At 32.6% G+C, this 18,558-nt stretch carries 17 protein-coding genes; 15 read left to right on the forward strand and 2 right to left on the reverse strand.

What is annotated here, in order from left to right:
- The first annotated feature begins 54 nt into the window (after positions 1-54).
- The 8 genes from FHK87_RS00785 to FHK87_RS00820 all read left to right on the forward strand — a co-directional run bounded on the left by FHK87_RS00785 (position 55) and on the right by FHK87_RS00820 (position 10,453).
- Positions 55-993 (forward strand): UDP-3-O-(3-hydroxymyristoyl)glucosamine N-acyltransferase, encoded by a 939-nt coding sequence (locus FHK87_RS00785; RefSeq protein ID WP_140588629.1) that lies wholly within the window; start codon positions 55-57, stop codon positions 991-993.
- Positions 986-1,393, forward strand: coding sequence for a nuclear transport factor 2 family protein (locus FHK87_RS00790; RefSeq protein WP_140588631.1), 408 nt, complete (start codon positions 986-988; stop codon positions 1,391-1,393). Before FHK87_RS00785 ends, FHK87_RS00790 begins: the two co-directional genes overlap by 8 nt.
- A gap of 76 nt (positions 1,394-1,469) precedes the next feature.
- Positions 1,470-2,342: a succinate--CoA ligase subunit alpha gene (gene sucD / locus FHK87_RS00795; protein WP_140588633.1), complete on the forward strand. Its 873-nt coding sequence runs from the start codon at positions 1,470-1,472 to the stop codon at positions 2,340-2,342.
- A 144-nt stretch (positions 2,343-2,486) separates the two neighbouring features.
- Complete coding sequence (locus FHK87_RS00800; RefSeq protein ID WP_140588635.1) at positions 2,487-5,471, forward strand: M16 family metallopeptidase; 2,985 nt, start codon at positions 2,487-2,489, stop codon at positions 5,469-5,471.
- A 143-nt stretch (positions 5,472-5,614) separates the two neighbouring features.
- Positions 5,615-6,361 (forward strand): 3-oxoacyl-[acyl-carrier-protein] reductase, encoded by a 747-nt coding sequence (gene fabG, locus FHK87_RS00805; RefSeq protein WP_140588637.1) that lies wholly within the window; start codon positions 5,615-5,617, stop codon positions 6,359-6,361.
- A 74-nt stretch (positions 6,362-6,435) separates the two neighbouring features.
- Positions 6,436-8,469 carry a vWA domain-containing protein gene (locus FHK87_RS00810; protein WP_226293955.1) on the forward strand — a complete coding sequence of 678 codons (2,034 nt, stop codon included), beginning with the start codon at positions 6,436-6,438 and terminating at the stop codon, positions 8,467-8,469.
- A 20-nt stretch (positions 8,470-8,489) separates the two neighbouring features.
- A complete protein-coding gene (locus tag FHK87_RS00815; RefSeq protein ID WP_140588639.1) occupies positions 8,490-9,305 on the forward strand; it encodes a prohibitin family protein in 816 nt (271 codons plus the stop codon).
- Between the two features lie 332 nt (positions 9,306-9,637).
- Positions 9,638-10,453 carry a zinc metalloprotease gene (locus FHK87_RS00820; protein ID WP_140588641.1) on the forward strand — a complete coding sequence of 272 codons (816 nt, stop codon included), beginning with the start codon at positions 9,638-9,640 and terminating at the stop codon, positions 10,451-10,453.
- Positions 10,454-10,535: 82 nt separating this feature from the next.
- On the opposite strand, the gene FHK87_RS00825 is transcribed toward FHK87_RS00820, so the two are convergent.
- Positions 10,536-11,081, reverse strand: a complete 546-nt coding sequence (locus FHK87_RS00825) for a hypothetical protein (protein ID WP_140588644.1) — start codon at positions 11,079-11,081, stop codon at positions 10,536-10,538.
- Between the two features lie 11 nt (positions 11,082-11,092).
- Positions 11,093-12,013 (reverse strand): OmpA family protein, encoded by a 921-nt coding sequence (locus FHK87_RS00830; protein WP_226293957.1) that lies wholly within the window; start codon positions 12,011-12,013, stop codon positions 11,093-11,095.
- Positions 12,014-12,355: 342 nt separating this feature from the next.
- Here FHK87_RS00830 and hisG point away from each other — a divergent pair, with 342 nt between their 5' ends.
- The 7 genes from hisG to hisA all read left to right on the forward strand — a co-directional run bounded on the left by hisG (position 12,356) and on the right by hisA (position 18,556).
- Positions 12,356-13,213 carry an ATP phosphoribosyltransferase gene (hisG, locus tag FHK87_RS00835; protein WP_140588649.1) on the forward strand — a complete coding sequence of 286 codons (858 nt, stop codon included), beginning with the start codon at positions 12,356-12,358 and terminating at the stop codon, positions 13,211-13,213.
- Between the two features lie 4 nt (positions 13,214-13,217).
- The gene (hisD, locus tag FHK87_RS00840; RefSeq protein ID WP_140588651.1) at positions 13,218-14,501 is read left to right on the forward strand and encodes a histidinol dehydrogenase; all 1,284 of its coding nucleotides are present in this window, start codon (positions 13,218-13,220) and stop codon (positions 14,499-14,501) included.
- 22 nt (positions 14,502-14,523) lie between these two features.
- Positions 14,524-15,573, forward strand: coding sequence for a histidinol-phosphate transaminase (gene hisC / locus FHK87_RS00845; RefSeq protein ID WP_140588654.1), 1,050 nt, complete (start codon positions 14,524-14,526; stop codon positions 15,571-15,573).
- 58 nt (positions 15,574-15,631) lie between these two features.
- Positions 15,632-16,765 (forward strand): bifunctional histidinol-phosphatase/imidazoleglycerol-phosphate dehydratase HisB, encoded by a 1,134-nt coding sequence (hisB, locus tag FHK87_RS00850; protein ID WP_140588656.1) that lies wholly within the window; start codon positions 15,632-15,634, stop codon positions 16,763-16,765.
- A 2-nt stretch (positions 16,766-16,767) separates the two neighbouring features.
- A complete protein-coding gene (gene hisH, locus FHK87_RS00855; RefSeq protein WP_140588658.1) occupies positions 16,768-17,352 on the forward strand; it encodes an imidazole glycerol phosphate synthase subunit HisH in 585 nt (194 codons plus the stop codon).
- Positions 17,353-17,403: 51 nt separating this feature from the next.
- Positions 17,404-17,760: a four helix bundle protein gene (locus tag FHK87_RS00860; protein WP_140588660.1), complete on the forward strand. Its 357-nt coding sequence runs from the start codon at positions 17,404-17,406 to the stop codon at positions 17,758-17,760.
- Positions 17,761-17,827: 67 nt separating this feature from the next.
- Complete coding sequence (gene hisA / locus FHK87_RS00865; RefSeq protein ID WP_140588663.1) at positions 17,828-18,556, forward strand: 1-(5-phosphoribosyl)-5-[(5-phosphoribosylamino)methylideneamino]imidazole-4-carboxamide isomerase; 729 nt, start codon at positions 17,828-17,830, stop codon at positions 18,554-18,556.
- Positions 18,557-18,558 lie beyond the last annotated feature (2 nt).

The following is an 18,558-nucleotide window of genomic DNA, read 5'->3' on the forward strand; positions in this document are numbered from 1 at the left end:
ATAAAAGAATAGAAGAATAAACTATTTTTTTCTGACTGTTATTGTAATAAATTAATGAAATTTCCTCAAGCACACACTTTACAACAAATTGCAACAATCATATCTTCAGAATTTGTAGGAGACCCTAATTTTCCTGTACTGGGAATGAATGAAATTCACGTGGTTACACCCGGTGATATCGTTTTTGTTGATCATCCAAAATATTATGATAAAGCATTGCAAAGTGCTGCTACAATAATTTTAATCAATAAAAATGTAGAGTGCCCGGAGAATAAGGCATTGTTGATCTCAGATGATCCATTTAGAGATTTTAATATTCTAACAAAATATTTTGAACCATTTCAAAAAGCAAATAATCTTGTTGCCGAAACAAGTACAATTGGTGAGAATACAATAATACAGCCGGGAGCTTTTATAGGTAATAATGTTTCAATAGGTAAAAATTGCTTAATTCATGCCAATGTTACTATTTACGACAATAGTATAATAGGAGATAATGTTACAATCCACTCAGGAACAGTGTTGGGAGCAGATGCTTTTTATTATAAAAAAAGACCAGAAGGTTTTGATAAGTTAATTTCCGGAGGCCGAGTAGTTATAGAAAATGATGTAGATCTGGGAGCGCTTTGCACTATTGATAGAGGAGTAACAGGTGATACAACTATAGGAGAAGGCACAAAAATAGACAATCAAGTTCATGTTGGGCATGATACCATTATTGGGAAAAAATGCTTGATTGCCTCTCAAGTAGGAATTGCCGGTTGTGTGGTTATAGAAGATGAAGTTACTATTTGGGGACAAGTAGGGATTACAAGCGATGTTACTATTGGAACAAAAGCAGTCATTTCTGCACAGTCCGGAGTGAGCAAGTCACTCGAAGGGAATAAAAGTTATTTTGGAACTCCTGCAGATGATTTTAGAAAAAAATACAAGGAAATTGCAGCCATTAGACAAGTTCCGAATTTAATAGAAAATTTGAAGAAGAATGAGTAAAACAGCGAAGGATATCATAAAATCCTTTTATGAGAATGATATAATACATAACATCGATAGCTTATCAGAATATTTACATCCCGAGATCGAATTATTTTGGAACAGTAGTTTCGGTTTTCACAAAAAAGATTTCAAAGGTATTAAAGCGATGTTTGAAGACATGGCAGCATCTTTTGAGGGATTGAGGTGTGAGATTAGCCATCTGATTGCAGATGGGAATAAAGTAAGTGTTCGATATACATATTTTGCAAGAACAATAGAAGCACCTGATAAAGAAGAAACATTAGCACATTTTATTACTATTTGGGAGCTTCAAGATGATAAACTTTATAAAGGATATCAGATCAGTCAACAGGGAGATAATACTCCTGAAAGCATGATGTCTTTTATTTCAAAATAATTAAAATTTCACTTTAACCATAATTTTCAAAAGCTTACTTTTGGAATTCTTTTAAAAATTAAAAAATCATAACGCAATGAGTGTTTTAGTTAATAAAAATTCAAAGATTATTGTACAAGGGTTTACAGGTAGTGAAGGTACTTTTCATGCAGAACAGATGATAGAGTATGGCACTAATGTAGTAGGAGGAGTTACTCCAGGAAAAGGAGGGCAAACTCATCTTGATAAACCTGTTTTTAATACTGCTGAAGAAGCAGTAAAAGAAGTAGGTGCTGATACTACAATTATCTTTGTACCACCAGCTTTTGCGGCAGACGCAATAATGGAAGCAGCAGATGCAGGTATAAAAGTTATCATAACCATTACAGAAGGAATCCCTGTAGCAGATATGATTAAAGCCTCAAATTATATAAAAGAAAAAGATTGTAGATTAATAGGACCTAACTGTCCGGGAGTTATCACTCCAGAAGAAGCAAAAGTTGGTATTATGCCTGGTTTTGTGTTTAAAAAAGGTAGCGTAGGTATCGTTTCAAAATCAGGAACACTAACTTATGAAGCTGCAGATCAAGTGGTAAAACAAGGATTAGGGATTACTACGGCTATAGGAATTGGGGGAGATCCAATTATAGGTACAACTACCAAAGAAGCTGTAGAACTTTTAGTGAATGATCCAGAAACAAAATGTGTGGTGATGATAGGAGAGATAGGAGGTCAGCTAGAAGCTGATGCAGCAAAATGGATCAAAGAAAGTGGTACATCTAAGCCTATAGTTGGTTTTATTGCAGGAGAAACAGCACCAGCAGGTCGTACAATGGGACATGCAGGAGCAATCGTAGGAGGTAGTGAAGATACTGCTGCAGCTAAAAAAGCCATTATGAGAGAATGTGGGATTCATGTAGTAGATTCTCCTGCCGAAATAGGTAAAAAAGTAGCCGAAGTATTAGGCTAAACTGATAAAAATTAAATTTTTTAAACTCCTTGAAAACATAATTTCAAGGAGTTTTGTTTTTTATTAAGAAATTATTTAGGAATAATACAAAGGAATTATCTATTTTGGATTCTGTAAACTCAGGCATAAAATCAAAATCTACGTATGAGAATATTAAATACTATTTTATTTGCATTACTTACCATATCATTGAGTAACTGTAAAAAATCTTCAGCAAATACAACAAATGATGAGAATGAGATTAAAGTTGTGAAACAGACAGATGCAGCCGGCTTTAACTACGAAACCATCACAAATGATCCAACAGGTTTAAGGCTCTATACTTTAGAAAATGGTCTCAAAGTATATTTAGCAAAAAATGAAGAAGAACCCAAAATTCAAACACTAGTAGCTGTTAGAGCTGGTTCAACATATGATCCTGCAGATAATACAGGTTTAGCTCATTATCTCGAACATATGGTGTTTAAAGGAACAGACGAAATAGGAACTTTAGATTTTGAAAAAGAGAATACATTTATCAAACAAATTTCTGATTTATACGAGCAACATAAAGCAGAATCCAATCCTGATATTAAAAAAGAGATTTATAAGAAAATAGACGAAGTTTCTCAGGAAGCTTCACAATATTCAATCGCAAATGAATATGATAAACTTGTCAATTCACTAGGAGCAGAAGGAACAAATGCGTTTACTTCTAGTGAACAAACCGTATATGTCAATAAAATTCCTTCAAACGAATTGGATAAGTGGTTAAGCATAGAAAGTGAACGCTTTAGCCAATTGGTACTACGATTATTTCATACCGAATTAGAAGCTGTATACGAAGAATTTAATAGGGGACAGGATAGTGATAGGCGTAAACAATACTATGCTGTTTTAGAAGGGCTGTACCCTAATCACCCTTATGGGACACAAACAACAATTGGTAAATCAGAACACTTAAAAAATCCTTCTATGGAAGCGATTCATGCCTATTTTGATAAGTACTATGTGCCGAATAATATGGCAATAATCTTGGTTGGTGATCTTGATTTTGAAAATACAATTAAAAAAGTTGATGATGCTTTTGGAGGTTATAAATCAAAAGAAGTAACACATCCTACTTTTCCAAAAGAACCGGCAATTACTGCACCAATCAAAAAAGAAGTATACGGGCCTACTGCCGAATCTATTTATATCGCCTTTAGAACAGATGGTTTTGGTTCTGAAGAAGAAAAAATGGTAACGCTTATTGATAATATACTTGCAAACTCGCAAGCAGGTTTAATCGACCTGAATTTGAATCAAAAGCAATTGGTTCAAAGCGCTTCTTCTTTCACAAACTTTGATAAAGATTATGGGTTTCATCTGTTATACGGTACACCAAAAACAGGACAAACCTTAGATGAAGTAAGAGATTTATTACTTAATGAGATTGAAAAAATAAAAAAAGGAGAGTTTGATGACTGGTTGATAGATGCTATCATAAATGATTTTAAGTTATCAAGAGTACGACAATTTGAAAATGCCAGCGCAACAGCTTATGAGTATCTAGATGCATTTGTTCATTTTGCAGACTGGCAAGATCGTCTAGCCTTATTGGATGATATGAAGAAGATAACAAAACAAGAAGTTATTGATTTTGCCAACAAGCATTACAAAAATAATTATGTAGAAGTACATAAAATTAAAGGAGAGGATTCTAAAATAGTTAAAGTAGAAAATCCTGGCATTACTCCTGTTCAATTAAATAGGGATAAAGAATCTAATTTTCTTCAGAAAATCAAAAAAATAGAATCACCATCATTACAGCCCAAATATGTTGATTATAAAACAGCAATTCGTTCTACAGATACCAAAAGTGGTATTCCGTTTTCATATATAGAGAATGTAAATAATGATTTATTTGAACTCAATATTATTTTTGATTTAGGATTTGATCATGATAAGCAATTGGGTATTGCGTCGGGATACTTTGATTATCTAGGTACGGATCAACTATCACCAGAAGATCTTAAAAAAGAATTTTACAAACTAGGAATTTCTTATGGGATCAACTCCTCTGCAGACAAAACTATAGTTAACATTTCAGGTTTAAAAGAAAACCTTGATAAAGGATTAGAATTGTTAGAGAATTTTTGGAAGAATGCAGTTCCTGATCAAGAAGCTTACATCAAATATGTAGAGCAGATTGCCAAAGGTCGTGAAGATGGAAAAACTCAAAAAGGCAATATATTATGGAATGGTCTTCTGAATTACGGTAAATATGGAGAAAATTCTAGTCTTCGTAATATTTATACTATAGACGAACTTAAAAATATTAACCCGCAAGAGTTGGTAGATAAGATTAAAAACCTGAATAATTTTAAGCAACGTACTTTTTATTATGGTAAGGATATTGAAGCTGCCGTAGGTTCTTTTGATACACATCATATAGTTAACTCTGATTTACAAGACTATCCAGAAAAAATTGATTACGTAGAAAAAGAGACTGGAGGAAATGTATATTTTGTTGATTATGATATGGTTCAAAGTGAAATGCTATTCTTAGCAAAAGGTTCATTATTCGATCCAAATAAAATGGCAGCTTCCAGTTTGTTTAATACTTATTTTGGTAGTGGACTTTCTTCAATAGTATTTCAAGAGATAAGAGAATCAAAATCATTAGCATATTCTGCATTTTCACAATATAGTACCTCGAGAGATAAAGAAAAATCAAATTACCTGTATGCATATATAGGAACACAAGCAAACAAAATGCCTCAGGCAGTAGACGCTATGATGGATTTGATGACCAATATGCCAGAGGCAGAAGAACAGTTTAATCAAGCAAAAGAAGCAACGTTAAAAAAGATTGCGGCAGATCGTATCACAAAGTCAAACATTTTCTGGTCTTACGAAAACCTCAAGAAAAGAGGGATTGATCAGGACAATAGAAAAGAAATGTATGAAACGATCAAAAACATGACTCTAGAAGATTTAAAAACATTTTTTAATGAAAATATCAAAGGAGAAAACTATAATGTTTTGGTAATTGGGAATAAAAAAGATGTAGACTTAAAAGCACTATCAAAACTTGGAGTGATCCAAGAAATGGATATTGATTACTTATTTAACTACGAAAAGAAAAAAGAAGATATCAAATTATAAGTCCAAACAATTTATTTAATTTAAGCCCTGTGTGAAATCGCAGGGTTTTTAGTATTGATGAGCTATTTGTAATGCTTATATTTGAAACTTGTATACTAATCAATATAAAATTAAATCAATCTTAAAAATAGAAAATATAATCTATGAGTCTTTTACAAGGTAAAACAGCAATTATCACTGGGGCTACTCGTGGTATAGGAAAAGGAATAGCAACAATATTTGCTCAACAAGGAGCTAATGTAGCTTTTACATATAGTTCTTCTGTAGAAGCTGCAGCCACTCTAGAAAAAGAATTAAATGCATTAGGAATTCAAGCAAAAGGATATCAAAGCAATGCTGCAAATTTTGAGCAAGCTCAAGAATTAGTAGCTTCAGTTTTAGAAACTTTTGGGACGATAGATATTTTGGTAAATAATGCCGGGATTACAAAAGATAATCTTTTAATGCGTATGAGCGAAGATGATTTTGATAAGGTTATAGAAGTAAACCTCAAAAGTGTCTTTAATATGACCAAAGCAGTACAAAGAACCATGCTCAAACAAAGAAAAGGAAGCATAATCAATATGAGTTCTGTGGTAGGGATAAAAGGAAATGCGGGTCAGGCTAATTATGCAGCTTCAAAATCCGGTATAATAGGATTTTCAAAATCAGTCGCTCTAGAATTAGGATCAAGAAATATACGCAGTAATGTTGTAGCTCCTGGTTTTATAGAAACAGAAATGACAGATAAACTAGACGAAAAAGTAGTTGAAGGCTGGAGAAATGCTATTCCTTTAAAAAGAGGAGGAACACCAGATGATGTTGCAAATACTTGTTTGTTTTTAGCAAGTGATCTAAGTGCCTATATTACAGGTCAGGTTATCAATGTAGATGGAGGAATGTTAACTTAAAATAAAAATAGTTCGTTTTGATTTATGATGTTTTGTATTAAAATATGCCGAACAGTCATAAATCGTAATTTTTTATGATGCAAACACAAACAATTTTATTGATTATAGTCGCTTTTGTGATTTCACTATTAGTTGCACTATTTCAATACATATATAAATCAGAGCAAAGAAAGAAGAATTCTTTTTTCTTTGCTTCTTTACGGTTTTTGAGTGTTTTTGCATTGTTACTTTTATTAATCAATCCAACCTTCAAACAAAATACCTACTTTGTAGAAAAACCCACGCTAGTAGTAGCTGTAGATAACTCTTCTTCAATACAGCATCTTGACCAAGAAAAATTTGTAGGTCAATTTGTACAAGAACTAGATGATAATGAGACTTTAAAAGAAAGGTTTGATCTCAAATATTATTCATTTTCAGATAAATTAAATGATTCACTACACTTATCTTTTGATCAAAAACAAACCAATATTGCTCAAGCTCTAGAAGAATTAGATCAAATTTATAAGAATACAACTGCACCTATTGTATTGCTTACAGATGGGAATCAAACATATGGGCGAGATTATCAATATAGTACAAATGGACATAAGCAAAACTTATATCCGGTAGTTTCGGGCGATACTACTTTTGTTGTAGACACCAAGATTCAACAACTTAATGTAAATCGTTATGCATATTTAAAAAATAGGTTTCCTGTAGAAGTAATGCTAACCTATTCGGGTAAAGATAATGTAAATACCAAGTTTGAAATTCGATCAGGTAATAGTATCGTGTATACAGAACCAATTTCTTTTTCTGAAGAAGAAAACTCTAAAGTTTTAAACTTGACATTGCCAGCAAATCGAGTAGGAGTTAATCAATATGAAGCAACATTGATTCCTTTAGAGAAAGAAAAAAATATAATCAATAATAAAAAAACATTTGCTGTAGAAGTTATTGATCAGAAGACTCAAATATTACTTGTAAGTGATTGGATACATCCTGATATTGGTGCAATCAAAAAAAGTATAGAAAGTAATGAAAGACGTAGCATCGTTATAGCAAAACCTAACGAGGTCAAAGACATAAATGATTATCAATTGATTGTTTTGTATCAGCCAACAGGCAGATATAGAAACGTTTATGAACAAATAAAGGAAAACAAAAAAAATTATTTTACCATAGCAGGAACTCGAACAGATTGGAATTTTATCAATACAATCCAGGATCATTATATTCATGAAATAATAAGACAAACTGAATACTATATTCCGAGATTTAATACTAATTATGGTTCTTTCTTAATCGAAGATATAGGTTTTGATAGTTATCCACCACTACAAGGAATTTTTGGCGAAATACGCTTAAAAACAGATCATGATCCTATACTATTCAAAACTATTAATAATATAGAAACGCAAGAAATATTATTTACCACAGTTGAGAAAGATGGTATTCGAGAAGCAGTATTGCTAGGAGAAGGGATCTGGCGATGGAGGGCTCAAAACTTTTTAGATACCAAAAAATTTGAGGATTTTGATGAGTTTTTTGGTAAAATAGTTCAGTTTTTAGCTTCAAATAAAAGAAAAAGTAGACTTAACACTATTTCAGAGTCTTTCTATTATGGCAATTCTAATATTATAATCAAAGCCGAATACTTTACTAAGAATTATGAGTTTGATAGTAGAGGAAATCTTCAAATTACCGTTAGAAACAAAAAGACAGAAAGCACACAGACAATTCCTATGCTATTGAAGAATAACTCATATGAAGTAGATATTAGTAGTTTTGAACCAGGGGATTATGAATATACAGTTTCTGTGTCTGGAGAAAATATTACACGTTCTAGCAGTTTTGCTATTCTAGAATATGATGTAGAGCAACAATTTCTAAATGCGGATATCAAGAGATTAACAGAAATCGCAAAAAATACAGATGGGAAGACTTATTTTTTGAATCAGAAGGATTCGTTAATTAACAATCTATTGGCTGATCAAAGATATCAACCGGTACAAAAAAGCAAAGAAAATATAGTATCTTTAATAGATTGGAAATATTTATTAATGATTATTATAATTGCTTTGGCTATAGAATGGTTTGCCAGAAAATATAATGGTCTTATATAAAATCAAAATTCAAAATTATTATGGAAAAATTACCCAAGATAGGATTGCCAATCCTTATAATTATTGTTTTAACAATTGTCTTTGTTTCAAAATCGACCAAAACTATAGGTTCTGGAGAAGCTGGGGTCTTATATAAGACTTTTGGAGGTGGTGTGGTCACAGATTCTCCTCCTTTGGGAGAAGGGTTTCATTTAGTAGCTCCTTGGAATAAAGTTTATGTTTATGAAGTAAGACAACAAGAAGTATTTGAAAAAATGCAGGTACTTTCTTCAAACGGGTTAGAAATAAAATTAGACGCTTCTGCTTGGTTTCAGCCTAATTATGATCAGTTAGGTTTGCTACATCAACAAAAAGGAGAAAATTATGTAGCAAGGGTTTTGCTTCCTACAATTAGATCTGCTGCTCGAAGTGTAGTTGGTCGATATACTCCAGAGCAATTATATTCAAGTAAAAGAGATGCTATACAAGAAGAGATTTTTGAAGAAACAAAAAAAATAGTAGGAAACCAGTTTATTCAACTTAATGAGATACTCGTTCGGGATGTAACACTTCCTCCAACAATAAAAGAAGCGATCGAACGTAAATTAAGACAAGAACAAGAAGCGTTAGAATATGAATTCAGGCTTGAAAAAGCTAGAAAAGAAGCAGAAAGACAAAAAATTGATGCGGAAGGTAAAGCTACAGCCAATAAGATTTTGAACGAATCTCTTACTGAGAAAGTCTTAAAAGAAAAAGGAATTCAGGCGACTTTAGAACTGGCAAAATCCCCAAATGCAAAAGTAGTCGTTGTAGGTTCTGGTAGTGATGGGATGCCTCTTATACTAGGAAATCAATAGATTAATCTTTTTTATACAAATCAAAAGCCTTCAGCATTGTCTGGAGGTTTTTTTGTAGATACTATAACCATAAATGCTTTATTTTAATAGAAACTCCAAAAACTTCAAACAATACTTGTATGGCTATGTATACTTAAAATAAACCTATCAGTATAACTATGTAACCTTTTTGTGATCCTAAGATTGATATCTGCTATGTCTTCTAATATGTAATTTTGGTTTTTGATTATTCTTAGTATTTATCAAATCTATTTCAAATTTTGATTTATAAATATAAGTTGTTGATAACGATAATATAAGAGTGAATTGTAACAACCATAAAATGATTTAAAATGCACAAAAGATTCTTAAAACAAAAAGGCCTGAAAATATTAAAAATTTCTTTGATATTATTTATTTCATCAATGATGATTAAATGCCATAATGATGATGCTACAGGTAATGCAGAAGACGAAAACCAAAATCAAATCAGTGAAGAAGTATTAGTTGAACTCGAGAGAATGGGATTCAATACAAAAAAACATCCTATTCAGGTTTATAAAAATGGTTACATAGTAGAGGGGGACATTATCATTTCACAAGATCTTTTTAAACAATTTGGACTTCATAGTGCTAAGCAAAGATATACTAGTGAAGATGGCTTGGTAGCGTGTCGATTAGCAAAAAAAATCAAAATTAAGAATAGTCTTCCTAATGGAACTCCAAAAAAAGCTGTCGCTGGTGCTATAAAAAATTGGAATAATGTAAGTGGTAGCTTTTTAAAATTTGTTTTGGTCGATAACAATGAGGATATTATTATAAAGGGAGACAAAGGAGTATTATTCAAAGATTTTGCTGGTGCTGCGGATATTCCATTTGATAGCAAAGCAGGAAAAGAAATGATCATAAATCTGGATTTCAAATCAAGAGGAAGGTCTATGAATTTGGAAGAATGGAGAACAACAATTGAACATGAGCTAGGGCATTCTATTGGCTTTGAACATACAGATGATAAACGTTTTGGCAGGCTTGTTCCCGGAACTCCTGTAAAAGATAACAATTCATTGATGCTAACCAGTCAGTTTGTACCATGGAACTTATCCGAAGGGGATAAAAAAGCCTTAAGAAAAATGTATGGACCTGGTAATAACCTTTGTAGTAAATCATAATGCATTCTATTATTTTGCAAACAAACCCTCTACAAAGCTGAACTTGTAGAGGGTTTGTTTGATTATAAAAAAGCAATATTTTTTATTGATCTTTGAGCTTCTTTGCCTGTTCTGTCCATTTATCTCGCTCGATTCTACCGGGAAAAAACTGTATTAATTCTGTTACAGTATCAATATCTTCTTTGCTAAATTTGCTTATTTGATCAAAAGTATAAATACCAATACTATTTAATTTTTCCTCTATAAACGGACCAACACCACTAATTAATTTTAAATCATCTTTTTGAGAAGCATCTGCTTTACCGAATCGTTCAAAATTAAGTTTGGGTTTATCAGAACTTTCAATTTCAGGAATATTTGTAACAGGTATACCACCCTGATCCATTGTTTTAATGGCTCTTATTTGTGAAGAAGCATCATTGTCATTTGATGATGAATTAGAAAATGTAGAGTTAGCTTTTTGATAATTTGAATTAGAAAGTAATGCATTTTTTCGTTCACATTCTTCTAATGCAGTTTTATATTTCTTTTTCAAAGACCATCTGCATAATAGCCAACCTAATATGAATGCAAGGAACAATAACAATAGTAGGCACCACCAATTTGCTTCGTTTAAAAAGTCTAACATAATTTAAATTTTTAGTTTACGGTTATCTCTATCCTCCTGTTTTTTGCTCTATTTTCTTCGGTATCATTAGGAGCTACAGGGCTTGATTCTCCTTTTGATAAAGCTTTGATTTTTTCTGCTTCGATACCTTGATTAATCAAATATTGTCTAACATTATTAGCTCTTTGCTGACCATACCATTGATTTGCTTCTTCATCGCCTACATTATCTGTATGCCCCGTTATACTCACAAGCTTATCAGGGTATTTACTAAGGTAATTTTTTAGCTCTAGGGCATAATTGATTAAAGTAGCATCGGCGCGGAATGTTTTTTCTCCAAAATTTGAGTACAATGTTCTATTGGCAATACTCTTTTCAACTTCGACCATTCTAGATTGATCAAGAGTATGAAATTGTAATTCGATCCCTCCCGAATAATTTTTTTGACTATCATATTGATAATCTTTGATTTGATTATCAACAACAATTCTATCAGCATTTACTCCTGCATTTACAATAATATCTTTAATAAATTCAGCTCTTTTTATTCCTAGGTTTGTAGAATCTTTGTTTTCTATTAAGGTTTCATACCCAGATATAATAAGTTCCTGATCTTGATGAACTCCTAAATAATCAGCAATTTTTGTTTCGAACCCTTTTAAGGAAGAAGGAATAAAAACATTACCATTATCAGCATTGATTTTTAAATTCTCTGAATACTCAAAAATGTTTTTATTCTCAGGAGTATTTGCTGATAATCCGGATACAGATGTATTAATAGCGGCAATACTATCTTCGTAAGCTTTCTTTTTTGCAGCTTCAATTTCTTTATCATCATTTGTAACAATATTCTGAGAATTTGTATTTCTTGCGCACCAGTCACATGAGTAGTACCACCACATAGCAAATAATGCAAATAACAAAAATATGAAGAAGGAGATTAGGCTTTTCATGAGTTGTTGATTAGTATAGTTTCTTAAATTTATGAAATAGTTTACGAAAGACCTACTTAAAATGTTAAAATCTAGCATTTTATAATTTTCATTTTATGAATGTCAAAAAAATCGAAGAAAATACCTTTTTGAAAAAAATAATTTTTATAAATTCGCACAGTATTTAAAAAAATCATGAAAAATTTATTTATACATCATCACCATTCTTATATCTCCGCTCAGGCGTGGTAAGTTTGGTATGTGTATAATCCAAAATAGAAAAACCCGTTTGAGCAATTCAAGCGGGTTTTTTCGTTTTAAAAAATTCGTTAAGAATTGACCAAACTCAACAACAGAAACAACATGTCAAAAATTAAAATTGCAATTCAAAAAAGTGGCCGTCTCAATGAAGATTCTGTCAAAATCCTTAAAGACTGCGGAATCTCTATTGATAATGGAAAAGACCAACTAAAAGCGCAAACCAGAAATTTTCCTATGGAAGTTATGTTTTTGCGTAATGGTGATATACCACAATACCTAAGAGATGGAGTAGTAGATATCGCAATAATAGGAGAGAATGTATTGATCGAGAAAGGAAAAGATATTTCTATAGCAGAGCGACTTAATTTTTCAAAATGTAAAGTGTCTCTGGCAGTTCCCAAAGATTTTGAATACAATACCATAGAAGACCTTAACGGAAAAAGAATTGCGACCTCATACCCCAATACAGTTAATGAATATTTAGATAAAAAAGGAGTCAAAGCAGAGTTACACCAAATCTCAGGTTCTGTTGAGATTGCACCCAATATCGGACTGGCAGATGCTATTTGTGATATTGTTTCTAGTGGTAGTACCCTATTCAAAAACAATCTCAAAGAAGTAGAAGTAATGCTAACCTCAGAAGCGGTCTTGGCAGTATCTCCAAAAATATCTGAAGAGAATAGAATTCTATTAGAAAAATTGAGATTTAGAATACAAGCAGTTTTAAAGGCTAGAAATTCTAAGTATGTATTACTAAATGCTCCCAATGAGAAGATTGAAGATATCGTAAAGATACTCCCTGGAATGCGTAGTCCAACGGTTTTGCCTCTTGCAGAAAAAGGATGGAGTTCAATACATACCGTTGTTGAAAAAAATAAGTTTTGGGAGATTTTAGATGAATTAAAAGCTGAAGGTGCAGAGGGGATTTTAGTATGTCCAATAGAAAAAATGGTATTGTAATACGATGAAAAAGATATATAATCCAAGCAAAGAAGAGTGGTCAACAATATTACAACGGCCAACTCAGACTGTAGCAGATATCGAAAGTACGGTATTGACCGTTTTTAAAAAGATACAATCAGAAGGAGACATAGCAGTCTCAACATATACAGAAAAGTTTGATCAGGTAAAACTAGATGAGATATTAGTTTCTACAGAAGAAATAGAAGCTGCAAAACAAGCCGTTTCAACTGAACTTAAAGAAGCTATTCAACTCGCTAAAGCTAATATAGAAACATTTCACAACGCTCAGAAAACGGACAAAGTATTTATAGAAACTTCAAATGGAGTAGCATGCTGGCAAGAAAAACGCCCAATTCAAAAAGTGGGGCTATACATTCCGGGAGGAACAGCACCACTGTTTTCGACGATTTTGATGCTGGCAGTTCCTGCAAATTTAGCGGGGTGTAATGAGATTGTATTGTGTTCTCCACCAGATCGTAATGGTAATATCAATCCTGCCATTTTATATACTGCTCATCTATGTGGAGTGACCAAAATTTGTAAAGTAGGAGGAATTCAAGCCATAGGTGCTATGACTTTTGGTACAGAGACAATTCCGCAAGTATATAAAATTTTTGGACCGGGAAATCAATATGTAACCGTTGCAAAACAACTAGCAACCAAATTTGGAGTTGCAATCGATATGCCGGCAGGTCCGAGTGAACTATTAGTAGTAGCCGACGATTCGGCAAATGCTGCCTTCGTAGCTTCAGATTTATTAAGTCAAGCAGAACATGGTAAAGACAGCCAAGTAATTCTAGTATCAACCTCAAAAGATTTGATAGATAAGGTAGAAACAGAAATCGATATACAATTAGCAGAACTACCCCGAAAAGATATCGCTACAATTGCTATTTCAAATTCAAAACTGATTTACGTCGAAAATGACCAGACAGCGTTAGAAATGATTAATGAATATGGTCCGGAGCATTTTATCATTTGTATGAAAAATGAAGATTTTTATGTTGATCGTATTGCTAACGCCGGATCAGTATTTATAGGTAATTATACCCCAGAAAGCGCAGGAGACTATGCTTCGGGTACTAATCATACATTACCAACTAACGGATATGCAAAACAATATAGTGGTGTAAACCTCGATAGCTTCATGAAATCTATGACATTTCAAAAAATATCAGATATAGGTATCCAGAATATTGGTAATGCTATCGAATTGATGGCAGAAGCAGAAGGGTTGCAAGCGCATAAAAATGCTGTGACATTACGATTAGAGAGTTTAAAGTAAAATGATTCAGCATAATGAAAATATGAAAACAACACAATTCAATATCAATCAAATAGTTCGTAGCAATGTATTGGGTTTAAAACCCTATTCTTCTGCAAGAGATGAATATGTGAGTGATGGATCAGAAATGATTTTTCTAGATGCAAATGAGAATCCATTTGAAAATGGAGTGAATCGATATCCTGACCCTTTGCAAAGAAACCTAAAACAAGTACTGGCAGAACAAAAAGGGACTACAGTAAAAAATATGTTGTTGGGTAATGGTAGTGATGAAGTACTGGACCTGATTTTTAGAGCATTTTGCGAACCTAAAGTAGATACTATTATTACTCTACCACCAACATACGGAATGTATAAGGTACTTGCTAACATCAATAATATAAAGGAAAAAGAGGTTTTGCTAACCAATGATTTTGAACCTGATGTTGACAAAATCCTAAGTGCGGTTACTTCTACTACTAAGATTATCTTTCTATGTTCACCTAATAATCCAACAGGAAATTCTTTTTCAGAAGAAAAAATGATTAGGATTTTAGAAAATTTTGGAGGTCTTGTTGTTATAGATGAAGCATATATTGATTTTTCTGATCAAAAAAGCTGGATTCAACAAATCAATACCTATCCAAACCTTGTCGTTACCCAAACCTTATCAAAAGCCTATGGACTGGCAGGAATACGATTAGGCATTTGCTATGCTTCAGAAGAAATCATTACTATTCTAAATAAAATAAAGCCTCCATATAATGTAAATGAACTTACTCAGCAAAAAGCTTTGGAAAGAGTGACGAATCAAGCTCAGGTTCAAAAAGAAGTTTCCAAAATATTAGAGGAGAGAACTATTTTATTTAACGAATTAACTCAAATTTCTTTTGTTGAAGAAGTATATCACAGTGATACCAATTTTATTTTGGCAAAAGTAGATGATGCTAATACAAGATATGATCAATTACTCAAAGAAGGTATTGTAATCCGTAATCGTAGTACACAACCCTTGTGCGAAAATACTCTTAGATTTACAGTAGGTACCGCAGAAGAGAACAAGAAATTGATAAAAATTTTAAAAACATTATAAACATAAAAGCTAGAAATAAGAAATATACATTCGTACTTCTGGCTTCGTAATTCAAGCAATGAAAAAAGTATTATTTATCGATAGAGATGGCACAATCATCAAAGAAACTGCAGATGAACAAATAGATGCGTTCGAAAAAATGATTTTCTATCCCAAAGCATTCACATATTTGGGTAAAATTGCCCAAGAGCTAGACTATGAGCTCGTAATGATTACCAATCAAGACGGGTTGGGAACAGATGTTTTTCCGGAAGACACCTTTTGGCCTGTACATAATTTTATCATGAAATCTTTTGAAAATGAAGGGGTTGTTTTTGATAAAGTGTTTTTAGACAGGACATTTCCTCATGAAAATGCCAATACCAGAAAACCGGGAACGGGACTGCTCACTGAATATTTTTCAGAAGAATACGACCTGGCAAACTCTTTTGTGATAGGAGACCGTTTAACAGATATGGAACTTGCAAAAAACCTAGGTGCAAAGGGTATTTTTATTAATGACAATACCAATCTAGGAACAGGAGAAATTACCGTAAAAAGAGATGAATTAGATCAGTATATTGATCTTGAAAGCAATGATTGGCAGAAGATTTACGAGTTTTTGAAATTAAAAGACCGTACTGCTGAAATTTCTAGAAAAACGAATGAAACAGATATCTACATAAGACTAAATCTTGATGGAACAGGCAAAAGTAACATCAGTACAGGGCTAGAATTTTTTGATCATATGCTGGATCAAATTTCGAGACATGGACAGATGGATTTGGATATTAAAGTAAAAGGAGATCTCGAAGTAGATGAACATCACACAATAGAAGACACAGCAATTGCTTTGGGTGAAGTCTTTTCAAAAGCATTGGGTAATAAATTAGGAATAGAGCGATATGGTTTTTGCTTGCCGATGGATGATTGCCTTGCACAAGTGGCTATCGATTTTGGAGGACGCAACTGGTTGGTATGGGAAGCAGATTTTAAACGTGAAATGATCGGTAAAATGCCAACAGAAATGTTCTTTCACTTTTTCAAATCTTTTACCGATGGAGCAAAGGCAAACCTTAATATCAAAGCAGAAGGTACTAATGAGCATCATAAGATAGAAGCTATTTTCAAAGCTTTTGCCAAAGCCATTAAAGTAGCTGTAAAACAAGATCCTGAAAAAATGATTTTACCCAGTACAAAAGGAATGTTGTAAATATGAAGATAGTCATAATAAATTATGGAGCCGGAAATATTCAATCCATAAAATTTGCAATACAACGATTAGGATATGAAGCAGTTTTAAGCAGTGATCCTGAAGAAATAAAAGCTGCAGACAAAGTTATTTTTCCTGGAGTAGGAGAAGCAAGTAGTGCGATGCAAAAACTCAAAGACTCTGGATTAGATACCCTTGTACCCAAACTAAAGCAGCCCGTTCTTGGGATTTGTTTGGGAATGCAATTAATGTGTAAGTATACAGAAGAAGGAGATACTCAAGGTTTAGGAATATTTGATGTAGATGTAGTTCGTTTTGATAATCAGGTAAAAGTACCTCAGATCGGTTGGAATCAGATAGAATCCTTACAATCAAATTTGTTTTTGGGAGTTGAAGAGAAAGAATACATATACTTAGTTCATAGTTATTATGCACCAGTAATCAATGAAACCATTGCAGTGTCAAATTACGGACTACCGTATAGTACAGCGTTACACAAAGATAATTTTTACGGAACCCAGTTTCATCCAGAAAAAAGCAGTGTCGTAGGGGAAAAAATTCTAAAGAATTTCTTAATTATTAAGTAATAAGTACAATGTACCCAGTAGCTTTTGTAATCACGGTTTTTAAATTTTAGAATGAATAAGTATCAAGAACTTAATATTTGGAAAAAATCAATGGATTTGGTAGAACAAGTCTATTCTTTGTCAAAATCATTACCAGATGAAGAAAAATTTGGGTTAATATCTCAAATTAAAAGGAGTAGTGTTTCTATACCATCAAATATTGCAGAAGGTGCAGGAAGAAACTCTAATAAAGAATTTATTCATTTTTTAAGTATTGCCAACGGATCAACTACTGAATTAGAAACACAATTAATTTTGATTCAAAGATTAAAGCTTGTTACAAAAGATAAAATAAATATAGTATTACAATTATGTGTTGAAATAAAAAAGATGAACTATGCTCTTCAAAAAAGCATTAAAAGAAGATAAGACTATTTACTGATTACTTAATACTTTATACTCGTTACTTAATACACAAAACTATTAAAAACTAACCATGAGAATCATACCCGCAATAGACATCATAGAAGGAAAATGTGTACGTCTTTCTAAAGGAGATTACAACACTAAAAAAATATACAACGAAAATCCGCTAGAAGTCGCCAAAGAATTTGAAGATCACGGGATTGAATATTTACATTTGGTAGATCTGGATGGAGCAAAATCAAAACATATTGTCAATTATAAAGTTTTGGAACAAATTGCTACAAAAACAAATTTGAAAATTGACTTCGGAGGAGGTTTGAAAACCGATGAAGACCTAAGGATTGCCTTCGATAATGGAGCCAATCAAATCACAGGAGGGAGTATCGCTGTAAAAGATCCCCAGACTTTCGAATCCTGGATCAAAGTCTATGGTTCAGAAAAAATTATACTAGGAGCAGATGCCAACAACGAAAAAATAGCAATAAGCGGTTGGCAAGAAAAAAGTGATAAAGAACTGATCCCATTTATTCAAGAGTATCAAAACCAGGGGGTTTCGTATGTGATCTGTACAGATATTAGTAAAGATGGGATGCTGCAAGGCCCTTCATTTGATTTGTATTCCAAAATCCTAAAAAATACTGACGGATTAAAATTAATCGCATCCGGAGGGATTTCTACTTTTGACGAACTCCCCAAACTAGCAGAATTGGGATGCGAAGGAACAATTATTGGTAAAGCGATTTATGAACATAAAATTAGCTTAAAGCAATTAGAAAACTATATACTTTCAAAAGCATAATT

Source organism: Aquimarina algicola, assembly GCF_006443095.1.
Classification (GTDB): domain Bacteria; phylum Bacteroidota; class Bacteroidia; order Flavobacteriales; family Flavobacteriaceae; genus Aquimarina; species Aquimarina algicola.